General features: G+C 61.0%; 3 protein-coding genes. All 3 read right to left on the bottom strand.

The annotated features are described in order from the left end of the window. Positions 1-8: 8 nt before the first annotated feature. The 3 genes from F1529_RS04820 to F1529_RS04810 are packed head-to-tail and all read right to left on the bottom strand — an operon-like array spanning position 9 to position 16,698. Positions 9-1,310, bottom strand: a complete 1,302-nt coding sequence (locus F1529_RS04820; protein WP_007151027.1) for an HlyD family type I secretion periplasmic adaptor subunit — start codon at positions 1,308-1,310, stop codon at positions 9-11. Further along, entirely contained in the window at positions 1,307-3,520 is a 2,214-nt protein-coding gene (locus F1529_RS04815; protein ID WP_155132553.1) for a type I secretion system permease/ATPase, read from the bottom strand. Before F1529_RS04815 ends, F1529_RS04820 begins: the two co-directional genes overlap by 4 nt. Then, positions 3,520-16,698, bottom strand: a complete 13,179-nt coding sequence (locus F1529_RS04810; RefSeq protein ID WP_155132550.1) for a type I secretion C-terminal target domain-containing protein — start codon at positions 16,696-16,698, stop codon at positions 3,520-3,522. Before F1529_RS04810 ends, F1529_RS04815 begins: the two co-directional genes overlap by 1 nt. Positions 16,699-16,734 lie beyond the last annotated feature (36 nt).

Here is a 16,734-nt window from a genome sequence, read left to right as displayed (position 1 = left end):
TCCATCTTCTAAGGCTCCCGCATGGCAGTCTGTCTGGCGCGCAACAGCGGCTTGAGCCAATAGCTCATCACCGTCCGTTTGCCCGTCATAATATCGATAGTGACCTGCATCCCCGGCATGATCGGCTGATCAGGCTGACTCAATCCCTGCAGCGCCACCTTGACCCGGTAATAGGGGTTATCCTCTTCGTCACGCAGCACATCCGCACTGACATATTCCACCTGCCCAGGCATCCCCCCGTGGCTGGTAAAGTCATAAGCGGAGAATTTCACCTGCGTGTCCAGCCCGGCTTTTACCCAGGCAATGTCTTTCGGGCTGACCCGTGCTTCGGCGATCAACGCATCCTCAACCGGCACAATTTCCATGATCGCCTCCCCCGGGCGAATCACTCCGCCCAGGGAACGAAAAGCGATGTTTTTCACGATGCCACGCAGCGGTGCGACCATGGTGGTACGGGTTAACTGATCCTGCAGGGCCGGCTGCTTTTCCTGGGCCTGAGCCAACCGAGTTTCCACCTCAATCAGTTCCGCCTGGGACTCGGCCCGGAATTCCGCGGCGATACTGCGACGCTCTGCGATGGCTTGCTGCAGCGCAGCGCCATACTGAGCGATTTGCAATGAGGCGCGATCCACCTCGCCCTTGAGCGCCACCTGATCCCGCTTCGCCTGACGGAATTCGGAGATCGGCAGCACCCCATCATTCACCGCCGATTCCAGTGCCTGCAGGTCCTGGCGCTGCAGCGCCAGGCTTTGTTGCTGGGTACGCAGGTTGCGCTGGGCTTCCTGCTGAATCTGGCGCTGCTGCTCTACCCGACGATCAGCTTGAAACAAGCGGCCTTGCAAGGACGCCAGGCGGCCCGCCAACGCAGCCCGCTCCGACTCCCAGCCCGGCGATGGCGTCGCCGGTTCTGCCATGGGAACCGGGCTCACCAATACATCACCGTTATCAATAGCCACGCTGGCCAACTCGGCCTGCAGGCGTGCCTGGGCAGCCTCCAACCCCCGAATGCTTTGCCCCGCCTCTTCAACACTGGCCCGAAAGCGGGTGTCGTCCAGTTCCAGCAGGGGCTGGCCCGCTTCCACCATCTGCCCCTCTTCCACCAGCATGCTTTTCAGAATGCCGCCCTCCAGCGACTGAATTTTCTGAACCGTGCGTGTCGGGATCATCTGCCCCTGGGCCACCACCACCTGGTCCAGTTGCGCGAACACCGCCCACACCAGGACACACACGATCAAACCACTGGCCAGCCAGGTAACCTGCCGGGCTCGCCAGGCTTTGCGCAAACGTTCGGTGGGGCTCAATTCGCTCATTCGCTCCCCTCCCCGTCTTTATTCGCCGGGTCGCCGGTCTTGTCACCGCGGCTTTCATTTCCTTTGCGCAAGGTAACCCGTGACGCTCTGGCGGCAGAGGCCTTGCCGGCACGGGCCGCACCGTCGGCCTGTATCCTGCCCTGATCGAGCATGATGACCCGGTCACACAAGCCCAGTAATGCCGGGCGATGACTGGCGATTACCACGGTGGCATCGGCGGGGAGACGTGCCAGCCCTTTCACGACTTGCTGCTCCAGGGTCTGATCCATGGCACTGCTGGGCTCATCCAGCAAATAGACACGGGCCGGCTTGAGCAGCGTACGGGCCAGCACCACGGCCTGACGCTGCCCCCCAGACAAGTGCTGACCAAACTCCCCCACCTGGCATTGCAGGCCGTTTTCAATGCGATCCAGGAAGCTTTCAACGCCACTGTCACGTAACACGCGCAGCAAGGTTTTTTCATCCAGTTGCGACTGCCCGGCAACGATATTTTCCAACAGGCTACCCCAGAACAATCCCGGCGTTTGCCCACAGCAGGCAATCGATTCACGCAAACGCGGCATGGGCCACAGATTACGCTCCACCCCGGAAAACAGGACCCGGCCACTATCCGGTTCCATCTGCCCCGCCAGCAACGACAGCAAGGTGGATTTACCGCTACCGGACGCGCCACACAGTGCCACCCGCTCTCCCGGACGGATTTGCAGGTCCACGTCCCGCAATGCGGGCGATTGCGCTTCTGGCCAATGAAAGGTCACGTTCTGCAGGCGCATATTGCCGTCGAACCGCTGGGCGCCAAACTCGGTGGCCAGTTGTCGCTCCTGCGGCAGCGCCATGATGGTATCCAGCGCCGACAGCGCCGTTTTCATGTGCTGGCCGCGCAGTAGCAGCATGGACACCTGATTCACCGTGCCGCCCATCCGACCGGACAACATGACCACCGCAATCAAACCGCCCATGCTCAAGTCACCAGCGGCGATGCGATAGACACCGAAGACAATTAACAGGACGGTAACCAGCCCCTGGGTCGAGCTGATGGCATGGGAAAGTGCATTGATCGCTTCCCGGGAGTCGATACTGTTATCTGCCAGCGAGGCCACCAGATTGCGCCAGCGACGCTTGTGGCTGGCCTGCATGTTGGTTTGCTTGATGTCCGGCAGATTTTGCAGGGTTTCCATCAACATGGCCTGTCGCTGGGAGCTGAACCGTGCGCCATTTTCGATGGCAATGGCCACCCGCTTGCGTAGCACCCAGGCATAGGCCGTCAGCAGCAACATGGCCCCCAGTGGCACCAGAAACAGCGGCCCGCCCAGCCAGGCGATCAGTGCGATAAACAGAATACTGAACGGCAGATCCACCAGTGCCACCATGGTCGCACTGGTAAGAAAATCCCGCACCGAATCGAATTCCTGCACCTGTTTGGCAAACACCGCCGCGGATTGCGGCCGGTTACGCAGCTCCATGCCCAACAGCTTCTCGAACAGGCGCTGGGACACGGTGATATCGATTTCCCGCCCGGCATAATCGGTAATCCGGGCACGGGCGCCGCGCAGCAGCCAGTCGAACAGCAACACGATCAGCACCACGGACACCAACACCCACAGGGTTTCAATGGCCTGGTTAGGCACCACGCGGTCGTAGACATTCATGGTAAACAGCGGCACCACCAGCCCCAGCACATTCACCAGCACCGACGCCAACAGCAGATCCCGGTACCAGCGACGCTGCCCTGTGAGTAAGCCCCACAGCCAGTGACGTCCCTTGCCCGCATGCAGTTCTTCGGCTCGCCGGTCGGCCGGATCAAGCACCTGAACATTCCATAACTGCGCGATCTGCTCACGCGGCAGCGTAGCCGACTGCGCCTCATCACCCTGCGGCGGCAACAGGCCAGTCTCAGCGGTGAACCCCACCAACACATGGGGCTGACCGGCGTTATCCACGACCAGAAAAATACCGCTATGGGTGGCCGCTTTTTCACAACGCGGCGCATCGGTTTCCGTGAGCTGTACACCACGCTCCGCCAACAACGCGGCCAGCGCAGGCGCGTTCAACGAGGTCTCACCCGTCTCGGCCCTGACAGAGACAAAATCCTCGCAAGGCAGATCCGGCAGAGGACAGGCGAGCTCCCTGGCCAGCGCGGCAATCGCCTGCTGCCAGGGGGCCAGCGGTGACGGCGCAACGCCGGGGATGTCTTTCGGTTTTGCAGTCATCAGGTAATCAGCACCTGGTTATCCAGCAATTGTTGAAGCATTTCCGCCTCGGTGAGACCACTCACATCACCACCAAACAACTCGGTTTCCGAAGTGTTATCCAGGGTAACGATCTGGGACACCGCCTGGCCGTCCGGGGAGATAGTGAACACCACACTGGTGCCGTTATCCTGAATGTCGATCACCGCATCCAGTTCCGTCCCGTTCGTGGCAGGCGTGCCCGCCAGCAAGTCACTCAGATCCAGGCGATCATTATCCGTGACGGAAAAGTCCGTAATGGTGTCAGAGGCATCGTTGCCTGCACCGAGCAAATCGGCCTGGCGGAACACAAAACTGTCCGCCCCGGCACCGCCGGTGAGGGTGTCATCGCCATCACCACCAGCGATCCAGTCGTTCTGGGCCGTTCCGGTAATTACCGTGGCACCGGCTCCGTGCACGCTCACATCCAGCGTCTGCGGGTCACCCTCTGCGGCCTCCCCATCCAGCTCGGAACGACCATAGACTGTCAATGTGAAGTCCGAGACGGTGCCCGGATTCACCAGTGCCAGCCCGGGCACCTGATCCGCCGGCACTTCCCAATGGCCATCCACCTGGGTACCGGCGCTGAGCTGTATATTGTCGGGAACACCCTCAACAATAAGCGTGGCCTCTTCACCCGGTGCCGGGTTCAGCGCTTCCATATCGATGGCAAGCGGCACATCGCCGGCACCGGCTTCCACATAAAAATTATCAAAGCCCAGGTCCACATCCGGCGCATCCGGCAAGGCAGTGAGTTGCACACTCACTTGCTGGAGCTGCGGCGGGCTGATGGCATTGACGGTCTCTCCGTTCACCACCGCCTGATCCGTGCTGGCGATACGGATATTCAGGTCCAGATTGCCGAACGCCAACTGACCGGTGAGCAGCTCGAAGGAATCCAGTACACGGCCATCCGCCAGCTCCGCCGCGGACAGCGCCATAATCGCCACGGTCACGCCCCCCACCTGCTGGAAAGACACCGTGCGCTCGCCTACGCGAATACCCTGCAAGCCCAACAGCGCCGTCGCCTGGGAGGTATCCGCCACCTGCACGGTCAGCACCATCCCTTCATTGCCATCACGGGGGTGGCCATCGGTGACGTAATCCGGCTCTAGGGTTTTTGCATTCACCTCAATGGTGACGTCATCGCCTTCCTGGCCACTGGCAGACACATCCGCCCCGTTGAACTCCACACCATCTCCCACCGGATTAACGAACACGGTGAAATCCTGGGACGCGGTACGCACGTCGTTGGTCCCGGTCTCGAGGGTTACGGCTTGCAGGGTTAGCGGAATATCGCCACTGAAATTGGCCGGCGGACGAATCACCGCATTGGCCAGATCCGCCTGGGGCAGACTCCACTGGAACGTCGGTTCGCCAAACAGGCTGCCGCCATCCGGGCCGTTGTTGGCCACCGGCACACCATCCACCAGAATCACCGCATCTTTGGGCACCCCTTGCAGCACCACGGTGAGCGTTTCGGAACCGTCCTGGTCCACCAGTTCCGCCTGCAGATCACCAAGGGGAATGTCAGAATCTTCCGCCCCGGTAATATCCGCCGCTGTCACCGTTCCCGGATCGGTCACCGGTTCGATTTCAATCTCGATGCTGCCGGGCACGGTCTGGGTGTCAGTATTGCTGACCACCGTCAGGGCGCCGGACACTTCATCCAGAATGGTCAGCTCCATGTCCACATTGAACGTGCCGGACAGATGCTGGGGAGGCAGGAAATAAATATCGCTGATACGTGAAGGGTCAGACAGGGTAAAGGTGCCGTCGCCGTTGTCGGCAAGCAGGCCTTCCGGATCCACGAAAGAGCCTTCCGGCAGCGCCAGGAAGGTAATGCTCTGGACACTCTCGAGCCCCTCGGCGTCATCGGTGGAACGGTCCGCCAGCAACGCGTCCAGATCCACGTCCAGTGACGTGGCCACGTCTTCCAGCCCACTGATACCCGGAATCCCGTTGACCTCGTCCACCACCGGCGCCAGCTCAATGTCCAGGCTGTCCTGGGTGGTGACGGTATCGCCGGAAGGGTCGGTAGAAACGCTGGTCACCGGAATGGAAATCACCCCGGCAATGTCTTCGTCGATGCCAACCACGGTCAGGTCATTGAGGGTTGCCTGGGTGAAGACGTATTCCACCACGGTCTTGCCGTCGCTGCCATGCAGCACCCGAATATCGGTACCGGCCAGCGATGCCCCCGGGGGCAAATCCGCCGCATCCACCCGGAACGACACCTGATCATTGGCATCCCCGGCGGCACCGGTGTTGAGGTGGCCGGCAGTGTCCACCGTCTCCCCTTCCTGGCCGTCGATGATGGAATCCTGGATTGGGTCCACCGCCTGGGCGGTACCGGCGGCGCCACCGGTGAATTCCACATCCACTTCGGCACTGATCATTTCGGCGTCGCTGCCATCCAGTGCACGCGCCTGAACCAGAATGGTTTCCACTCCGGTGGCGGTTTCCGAATAAATGGTGACACCGGCCAGCAGGTCCAGACCATTTTCCACCGCGGTGTCACTGGTCAGGCCGGCAGCCGGAATCAGCCAGTTGCCATTACCATCGTGAACAGCACCGTCCGGGTGCTCCACAAACCAGCCATCGGCGGCGGGCATGCGAATAACGATGTAGTCCAGGGTTTCCGAGCCGTCGATATCGTCTTCAACAAACAGCACCGAGCCGCTCAGGTCGAGCCCGGAACCATCATTGGTCAGCACCGTATCCGGGCCTTCCAGCCGGGTCAGGTCGGGCAGGTCTTCACCGTCCACATCCACCTGTGCGGACACATCCACCTGCAGGTTGCCGGTGTAATCGGCTACTGCCGTTTCACCGGTTTCCGAGGTATCGGTGATCTGGTAAGTCACCGGCACACTGAAGGTGCCACTGGCATCTTCCGGCGGCAGCCAGGTAAGCCGGCCACTGTTGGCGAGCTCCATCAGGGTGAGGCCTTCATCCGAGGCCAGCTGCCCCAGATCCAGACCGCCGAGAGGAACGCTGATCGTTTCCCCGTCGAACATGAGCTGGCCCGCCCCCTGGCCGGTAATCACCAGCTCAGTGAGGGTTTCACTGCCGTCACTGTCCAGCAGGTTCGGTAGCAGATTGAGCGTAACGACTTCGTCTTCCACGCCACTGCTGACAATATTCTCGCCATCCGGGGTATCCACCACCGGCAAGTTATCCAGCATCACGTCATGGCTGAAGCTTTCACTGTCACCGTCCGGTTCGGAAATGACCTGGCGAATGGAAAAGGCGGGCTCGGCACCGCTGAAATCCGCCTGTGGGCGCAGATAGATATTGGCCAGCTGGCTGGCCGAGACCTGGTAGATCAAGCCATCGCCGTTCTCACCCACTACCTGCAGGGCAATTGGATCACCGTTCATGTCTACCAGGTCGACATTCGGGTTCAGGTTACCGATCACCAGGTCCGACCGCTCACTGCCGTCGTCATCACTGGAGCCCAGCATAAAGCTCAATGACAGCAGGCTGTCCTCATCCAGGGTGCCGGTGAGGACACTGTTATCCACGTCGCCGTTCCAGGTCCAGGCGCCATCCTGATCCGGCGTAAACTGTGGATCGTCCACCACACCGGTCAGCTTGATATTCACTGTGGCCGTGTTGGATGTCGCCGTTTCCGGATCCGGGTCCAGGCCATCCTGTGTACTTTCCGTGGCCACCGCTGTCAGGTTGACCTGGAACAGGCCGCCGGGGACAGACACCGAACTGATGTCTTCCTTGGGAATCAGCAGCACATTGCCCGCTTCCACATCGGTCATGTCCGCCAGATAACGGCCGGTTTGCGGATTGCTGACCACCGCCCCGTTCTGGCCGATCACGCTCCAGCCTTCCGGCACGTCCAGCCGCAATTGCAGGGATTCAGAACCGTCCACATCGTTGAGCGACGCGCTGACCAGCCGGGACACGTCAATCTGGGCATCTTCCAGCTCGTTCAGGGTGCCGGTGGGGCGCAGGTTCGGCGGATCGGCCACCGGGGTCACCGCCACATTCACGGTATGCGCGGTTTCCGCCGTGTCGCCATTTTCCTGTTCGGTGGAAATCGCGGTGACATCAAACTGGTAATTGCCGGCCACGCCATCCTCGGCGCGCACGGTAAGGTTGGCAAAGTCGGCCCCGCTCAGTGTGGCACCCGCGCTCAGCACGCTGCCATTGAGCTCCAGAATCAGCTCATCATCGAAAGAATCCAGACGGTAACTGAGGGTTTCCGAGCCATCCGTGTCGAACAGCTCCGCACTGATGTTCACCGCTGTTGCCGGGTCATCTTCGTGGAGGGCCACCTCACTGATGGGCGTATCCCACAGCGGGGCATCCGCCACAGAATGAACAGTGATCGGCTCACTCTCGGTGAATTCCCGGGTAGAGCCGTCGGACAGAGACACGTCCACGGTCATGTCCAGCAGTGGATCCAGGGTCTGCAAGGAGGAATTGAGCGCCGGCGTGAACGTGAGCACACCATCCGGAATCACTGCACCGCTGCCATCAGGCACCAGTGACGATTGATCCAGGTAAGGGTTGCCATTTCCATCTACCGGCAGTGGTTGGCCATCCAGCATCAGGGTGCCGCCTTCCAGGGCGGCATTATCAAAAGTGATGCAGGTAATCGTATCCCCCTGATCCAGATCACCCGGATCGGCGCGCAAGTCTATCGCCAACGCAGTGTCTTCATCGCCTTCCACCGGTTGGACCACAACGGTGCCATCGGCATCCCGCACATTCAGGGTTAGATCCAGATTGGCGGTATCGCCATCCCCGTCCGTAACCACGGCCTGCATGGTATCGGTATCAAACGCGCCACCGATATTGAATACATCGTCCGTATCAACAGTGAAATTCCCGTCACTGTGCAACGTCATAACACCGTATTGATTGTCGGTGACGTCGGTCAGGATAATAGTGACTGGGTCTTGCGCGTCGAAGGTGTAATCCACTCCCCGATAGGTCACCTGGGTCAGTAACCCGCCATCGGCCCCGACGGTGTTGACGTCTGCCAGTAGATTACCTGCGATGTCATCACCTTCAGTGATGGTACGTTCCAGTGTGGCCCCCTCGGGCACATCATCCTCCACATGAAATGTCAGGTGAGAATCACCGGATACATCGTTATCCGCATCAGTCACCGACACATCAAAAGACACATTGATCGAGTCGCGGGTATTATCCCCTTCCGGGTGATCCAGCGGGCCCAGCAACTGCATGCTCGCGCTGCCATCAGTTTCCACTCGTACCTGGAACACCGCATCACCCGCCGAGGTGGTCGCTACCCACCAACCATTGGCATTAGCGGAAGCCGCCAGCGTCACCGCCAGGCCACCGCTGGTCACCACGGAGGTCATGGCAACGGTCGTCGCCACTACCTGATCACTACCCGCCTGTACCTCCACCGAGGATGTCCCCTCAGGCGTGGCGCCATTTTCCAGACCATCTTCATCCAGCACCCCAGGCGGGGCGGGGTGCACGGTGGGATCCCGCCCGTCAGCAATGTCCACGGCCGCATCGGCCAGGGCCATGCTGCCGTCCGCATCAATGGCCGCCACCGGGATAGTCAGAGACATCAGGTCGCTGTCCAGATGATCCACCGGGCCGAGAATCTCCAGATCCAGGGGCACGGTACCACTGGAGCCCGACGCAATATCCACATCCGACGGCAGCGTAAAACGCAGCACTGTCTGGCCATTGACCCGGGCTTCCAGGGTCTGGTTGTTGGCCACATACCATTGCAGCTGGACGCCATTCTGGGTAACCGGCTGGCCACCGGCATCCATGACATTGGTGCCGTTGCCAACCTGGAAGGCCACTTCCACCACCGGATCTTCAGAGGCGGTAATGTCCACATCAACACTGTCGGTGCCCGTCAGCGTCTCGCCGTTCTTGGCCGGCAATTCAGTCACATCCAGCGTATCGATAATCACCGCTGCAGGATCGTCCGCATCGCTGATTTCAATACCCAGGTTCAAGTTGACCACATCACCGTCACTGTCTTCCGTGCGCAGCCGTAACGGTACGGGCAGCGGGTCCTGCCGGTTGCCATTACTGTCGAGCTGATCCAGTGCCTGATACAGGGTGAAATCGTAGTTGATGGTGCTGTCCGCCTCACCGGCTACCGGGTCCAGTAGCGTGGCCACAAACACCGGGTTGTTTACATCATCGGTATAGGCGGTCAGCGTCTGGCCATCGGCGCTGAGCTGGTATTGCAACGGCTCGCCGCCACTGGAGAGGTCGGGTTGCGAAGAGCCTGCGGCAAACCCCAGTGACTCGATCCGATCACTGCCCACGGCCACATCCACCGTTCCCTGAGCAGAGATTGAGGGTTGGCCATCCAGGGAATCTTCGTCCAGAGCCACGCTGGTGGATTCATTCAGGATCGGGTTCTGCCCATCATCAATTTCCAGCTGGAACAGGCCGGGGTCGACGTCGGTGCCATCGGTATCGGTGGCAATAATGGCGAACGGCAGGTTCAACTGATCGCTGTTGAGATGATCCAGCGGCCGGCGCAGGTCCATCTCCAGACCAATTGTCAGATCACCGTTTGCCTGCGCCACCGCATCCAGGGTGGCCACAAACACCACCACACCACCGGCCATGGCAGTAATGCTGCTGCCATCCGCCGCCACTTGATAACTGAGCGGCTGGCCCAGGCTGGTGAGCCCCAGATCATTGAGCAGGGATTCCTGCTGGCCGGCATCGTTGTAGAAGCGGGCCGTATCGGCCACCAAATCATCCGAGCCGGCTTCAATGGTGACAGTGGTTGCCGGCTGGTTGAGTTGGGTGATCACCGCTTCCGTGATCATCCCGTTATCGCTGATAACCGCACCGGCGGCGCCGTCTTCAATGGTAATCAGCACATCCGCGGAGGAGGAGTCACCATCCCCGTCGCTGCCGGTATAGCTGAATGCCAACTCCTGCACCACCTGGTGATCCAGGTTGCGAGCCGCGTCCAGGGTCCAGGAACCATCCTGATAGACCGTGAGGGTTCCCTTGTCGGTATTGACCACCGCCGGGCTGTTCAGGGCGACCGCGTAATCCACTCCGTCCAGGGTAATGACGTCCAGCGTAAAGGGCGCTTCCAGCCCGGTGTCGTTGTCGAACAGATTGCCACCGGCGGAGGTATCCTCGATCACTTCGGCGGTGTCGTCTTCGGCGAAGGGGCTGGAGTCATTCACGACCAGCTGGATGTTGGCAGCAATGGTTTCCGAGGTCCCGTCCGCATCATTCTGGGTGGCATTAATGGCCACCTGGAACAGGGACTTGTCCAGCGCCGGACGCTGATCCACCGGTAACAACAGGGTGGCATTCACGCTATCACCGGCCGCGTTCAGGGCCAGCGTCATCACGGTCTGGCCATCGCTGTCACGGACCACACTCAGGGACAGACCATCCGGGGCCACCACCACCGTGACCGCACTGCTTTCCGAAGTCATTGCCGCCAGGCTGTCCTGGGTCGCAGAGAAGGTAACCTCATCCGCCTCCTGAATGCGGATATCCCCGGAATCCTGATCGATCCCTCCGGTTTCCAGCTGGGTTTCCGACAGGACCACCGCCTCTGGCTCAATCAACGTGGGCGTGGAATCCGCAGTGGTGTTGCCCGCCAAATCCGTCACCTGGGCATTGAGAGTCCACTGGGTTTGCAGGCTCAGGCCGGACACATCCACTGGAACCGTCCAGGCTCCGCCGGACACCGTCCCGGTGAAGGTATTGGTGGTGGTGCCGTCAGACAGGGTCACGGTCACGATCTGGCCATCTTCCGCATCCGTGGTGCCAGTCAGCTCATCCACTGCCCGCAGCAGGAAAGGCGTCAACGGCAAACCGTCGGGGCCGGTATCAATGTCGATAAAGACGCCCAGGTCGATATCCGCCTGGGTGGATGCCGTGGCCGGGTTGCCGGCCAGGTCTTCGGTGTTCACTTGCGCCGTCAGGCCACCGTCCACAAAGCCGGTCAGGTCCACCGGCCCGGCACTCCAGGTGCCACCACTGACGGTGGCATCCGGCACCGTGATCTGGTTGCCGGCACTGTCGGTGAGCACAATGCTGACAGTCTGCCCGTCTTCCACGCCGGTGACGGTGCCCTGCAACTGCACCTCGCTGACGCCGGCGGCGTTGTAAACGATTTCCCCGTTCGGCCCCAGGGTGGTGTCCGCATCATCCAGAAATTCCACGGTCACCTGGGCCAGGGTGTCCTTGTCCACGGTGTCCGACGCCGTGGCCGGGTTACCGGCGCGATCGTCACTGTTGAGGGTGACGGTGAGGGTGCCATCATCCAGGCTGGACAGGTCCAGATTGGTCAGCGTCCAGGAACCGTCGCTGGCCACCGTGGTATTGAACGTCAGGGTAGACGTTCCATCATTGAGGGTGACTTCAAGGGGCCGGCCCTGCTCAATCTCTGCGGTGGTGCCGGACAGGGTAACGCTGGTGGCTTCGGCCGCGTTGATCACCACGCCCGCGGACACCTGTACGGTATCGTCGATACTGGCAAGCGTGTCGTGAATGATATCGTCGGAGGCCGACACCGGGTTGCCGGCCTGGTCCGTCACCGTGGCGGAGACCGTCAGCGGCCCCTCTTCCAGGCCAGACAAGTCCAGATTATCCAGCGACCAGGCTCCGCCAGCGACCGTGGCTGATCCAGTCACTTCGATGCCGGCAGAATCGGTGATCACCACATCCACGGTCTGACCGTCTTCCACATCGGTCACCGTACCGGACACGGTGGTGGTGTCGTCTTCATCCGCGTTGAGGTAGCCGCCAAAGCCGTCATTGATGAAATCGTCCTCGAACATGACGGTGATTTCAGCGGTAGCGTCCTTGGTCGCCGGGTAGCTGTTGGTGGCTTCGTTGCCAGCATTATCGAAGACGCTGACATTGATGGTGATCGGCCCATCCGCCAGACCACTGAGGTCCGCCGGGTCCGCCGACCAGGACAGGTCGCCCTCTACCTGGGCCGTGGTGGTGACCGTGGTCACCCCATCAGTGATTTCCACCTGAACGGTACGGCCAGGCTCCACATCGGTCACGGTGCCGTTGACCACCGTGGCCAGGGATTCATCCGCGTTGATCACATCGCCCTGATCCACCGAGGTAATCGTGATCGCCGCATTGGGATCGTGCTCAATGGTGGCGGTCGCGCTGGCCGGGTTACCGGCGTTGTCCACGGTGTCTGCGGTCAGGGTAAGCGTGCCCGGCGCCAGGCTGCTCAGGTCCTCGGTGGTGGACCAGGTGCCATCACCCTGCACCTGGGTGACAAAGGTGAGCTGCGTTCCCAGGGAGTCGGTGACCGTCAGGTTCACGTCGTCCCCGGCCTCCACATTACTCACCGTGCCAGACAGCACAGTGGCATCATCTTCCGCGTCATTAAGAATGCCGGTGTTGCCTTCAAACACCTGCGCATCTTCAAAGCGGGCAGTGATGGTGGCCTCGGTATCCTTGTCGAAGGTGAAGGTCTGGGTCGCTTCATTACCGGCGATGTCGGTACCGGTGAGCGTCATGGTCAGCTCACCGTCGGCCAGGGCCGTCAGGTCCACGCCATCCAGGGCCCAGTTATTCACGCCGTCCAGGCTCTGGTCGCCATTGACTGTGACCGTGGTGGTCACGCTGTTGCCGCTCTGGTCGGTAATCTCCACATCGAGAACCCGACCACCTTCAATGCCGGTGACCGTGCCGGACAGGTCCACCCCGGCGGCGACTTCAGCGGCATTCAGCACGCCATCATCCAGTGCCGGGCTGGCCAGATCAGCATTGATGCTGGCCACCGGATCGTAGATGAAGTTGTCTGTGGCCGTGGCGGTGTTACCGGCCTGGTCGGTGACCGTGGCGGTGAGGGTCAACTCGCCCAGCTGCAGGGACGACAGGTCCACATCCGCTGCCGACCACAGCTCACCGCTCACCGTTACGCCCGGCACGTTCACCGTATTGCCGAATGCGTCTTCCACGGTGACGGTCACCGTCTGGCCGTCTTCCACCAGGGGTGCGGTGCCTTGTAGGGTGACGGTGGGGAATTCGCTGGCATTGTAGTAACCGCCCACGCCGTCCGGCACCTGTTCGTCCACGAACTCGGCAGTAATTTCCGCCTGGGTATCCTTGGTAAAGGTGGCCGTCTGGGTGGCCGGGTTGCCGGCTTCGTCGGTGGTGCTGGCTTGCAGCGTCAGCGAGCCATCATCCAGCCCGGACAGATCCACGTCGGCCAGCAACCAGGTGCCATCTGCCGCAATGGTGGCGGTGCCTTCGATACTGTTGCCGCCGCTGTCGGAAATCGTGATGGCCACATCCCGGCCGCTTTCCACGTCGAACACGGAACCGGTGAAGTCCACGTCATCCTGTTCCGCCGTGTTGATGCTGTTACCGGCATCGGACGCGATGTCCGCCACCAGCTGCGCCACCGGATCGTACTCGATGGTGTCGCTGGCGGTGGCCTCATTGCCGGCCACGTCCTGAGCCACTACTGCCAGCACCAGCGCCCCTTGCGCCAGCGAGGACAGATTGGCACCGCTGACTTGCCAGGCACCGCCGGTGACGGTGGCCGAGAAGGTCAGGGTGTCATCGTTGATATCGGTAATGGTGATGTCGACAGTCTGGCCGTCTTCGATACCGGTGACCGTACCGCCGAAGCTGGCGCTCTGCCCTTCCACCGCGTTCAGGTAGCCGGTGATGCCCTCAGGCTGCTGGGGGTCGTCGTACAGCGCGGTGATTTCCGCACTGGTGTCCTTGAGCACCGTATCGGTAATGCTGGCCGGGTTACCGGCCTGGTCCACGGTGTCGGCGGTGAGCGTCAGGTCGCCATCATTAAGACTGCTCAGATCTGCGTTAGGCACGGACCAATTGCCGGCGGCATCCAGCGTTGCCTGAAACGTCAGATCCGAGTTCACCCCATCGCTGACGGTGATATCCACCACCGCGCCGGGCTGCACGAATTCGAAGCTGCCGGAAAGAATCGTGTCCGGGGACTCATCGTTGTTGAGCACATCATCGGCCCCGGTGTCGGCGGTAATGCTGATACCGTTGGCCAGGGTGTCTTTCAGGAAAGTGTCGGTGCGGGAGGCATCGTTGCCGGCAATATCGGTACCGGTCAGGGTCACCGTCAGGGTGCCGTCTTCCAGGGCAGACAGGTCCGCGTTGGCCAGCGTCCAGCTGCCATCGGCGGCAATGGTCACCGTATCCGTAAAGGTACCGCCAAGGCTGTCCTCGATGAGGACATCCAGCGTGCGTCCGGGCTCGATATCGGTGACGGTACCGGATAATTCCACGCCCGCCGCCACTTCGGCGGCATTGACGGTATCGTCGCCAGGCTGCGGCACTGAAAACGCCGGGCTGGTGATGTCATCATTGATGATCGCCACCGGATCATAAATGAAGGTATCGGTGGCAGTGGCCGTGTTTCCCGCCTGGTCAGTCACCGTGGCAGTGAGCGTAATATCGCCCTGCTGCAAGGCCGACAGATCCACATCCGGTGCCGACCAGGTTTCGCCACTGACGGTGACACCCGGCACATTCACCACATTGCCGAATGCGTCTTCCACGGTGACGGTAACCGTCTGGCCGTCTTCCACCAGCGGCGCGGTGCCCTGCAGGGTCACGGTGGGGAATTCCGTGGCGTTGTAGTAACCACCCACGCCGTCCGGCACCTGCTCGTCCACAAACTCGGCGGTGATTTCCGCCTGGGTATCCTTCACGAAGGTAGCGGTCTGGGTGGCCGGATTGCCGGCTTCATCGGTGGTATCAGCAGTGAGAGTCAGCGTGCCTTCATCCAGGCCGCTGACGTCCACATCCGCCAGCAACCAAGTGCCATCCGCCGCGATGGTGGCGGTGCCGGTCACCGTATTGCCACCGCTATCCTCGATGCTGATGGCCACATCCCGACCGCTTTCCACATCGAAAACCGAGCCGGTGAAATCCACCTCACCCTGTTCCGCCGCATTGATACTGGCACCCGCATCAGCGGCAATATCCGCCACCAGCTGCGCCACCGGATCATATTCAATCACGTCGCTGGCGGTGGCTTCATTGCCTGCCACGTCGGACGCCACCACATCCAGTGTCAGGTCGCCCTGCGCCAGTGAGGACAAATCCTCACCGTTCACCTGCCAGGCACCGCCGGTGACGGTGGCCGAAAAGGTCAGGGTGTCATCGTTGATGTCGGTAATGGTGATAGCAACGGTCTGGCCGTCTTCGATGCCGGTGACGGTACCGCCGAAGCTGGCGCTCTGGCCTTCCACCGCGTTCAGGTAGCCGGTAATGCCTTCCGGCTGTTGCGGGTCGTCGTAGAGTGCGGTGATCTCTGCACTGGTGTCTTTAACGACCGTGTCGGTAATAGACGCCGGGTTGCCCGCCTGATCCACAGTCTCGGCGGTCAGCGTCAGGTCGCCGTCATTGAGGCCACTCAGATCCACATTGGGCACGGACCAGTTGCCGCTGGCATCCAGGGTCGCCTGAAACGTCAGCGCCGGGTTCACCCCATCGCCAACGGTGATATCCACCACCGCGCCTTCCTGTACGAAGTCGAAACTACCGGACAGGACGGTGTCGGGGGCTTCCTGGTTATTCAGTACCGCATCGGCGCCGGTATCAGCCGTGATGCTGATACCATTGGCCAAAGTGTCTTTCAGGAAATTGGTGATCTGGGTCGCTTCGTTGCCCGCGATATCGGTGCCGGTGAGCGTCAGGGTCAGCGGGCCATCCTGGAGCGTGGAAAGGTCAGCGCCGGTGAGACTCCAGCTACCATCAGCGGCAATGGTGACGGTATCGGCAACACTGCCACCGGCACCATCCTCAATCAGCACATCCAGTGTGCGACCGGCTTCGATATCGGTGACCGTACCGGAAAAATCCACACCCGCCGCCACTTCGGCGGCATTGACGGTGTTGTCATTCACCACCGGCACAGAAAACGCCGGGCTGGTCACGTCATCGTTGATGATGGCAATGGGGTCATAAATAAAGCTGTCTACCCCAAACGCGGGGTTACCGGCAAAATCCGTGGTGCTAGCCAGCACAAAAATCTGGCCCGGTTCCAGGCCGGACAGATCAACGTTATCCGCCTGCCAGGTATTGCCCGAAATCGTGACCCCGCTCACTACCACCACGTTGCCGAGAATGTCGCGAACCTGGATATCCACCGGAAGCCCGTCACTGATGAAGTTGGCACTCCCCTGCAGGGTCACCCCATCGGAGGCCTCATCGGCATTGTAGTAGCCGTC

The organism is Alcanivorax sp. VBW004 (assembly GCF_009718865.1).
GTDB lineage: Bacteria > Pseudomonadota > Gammaproteobacteria > Pseudomonadales > Alcanivoracaceae > Alcanivorax.
This window is presented reverse-complemented; position numbering and strand designations above follow the sequence as displayed.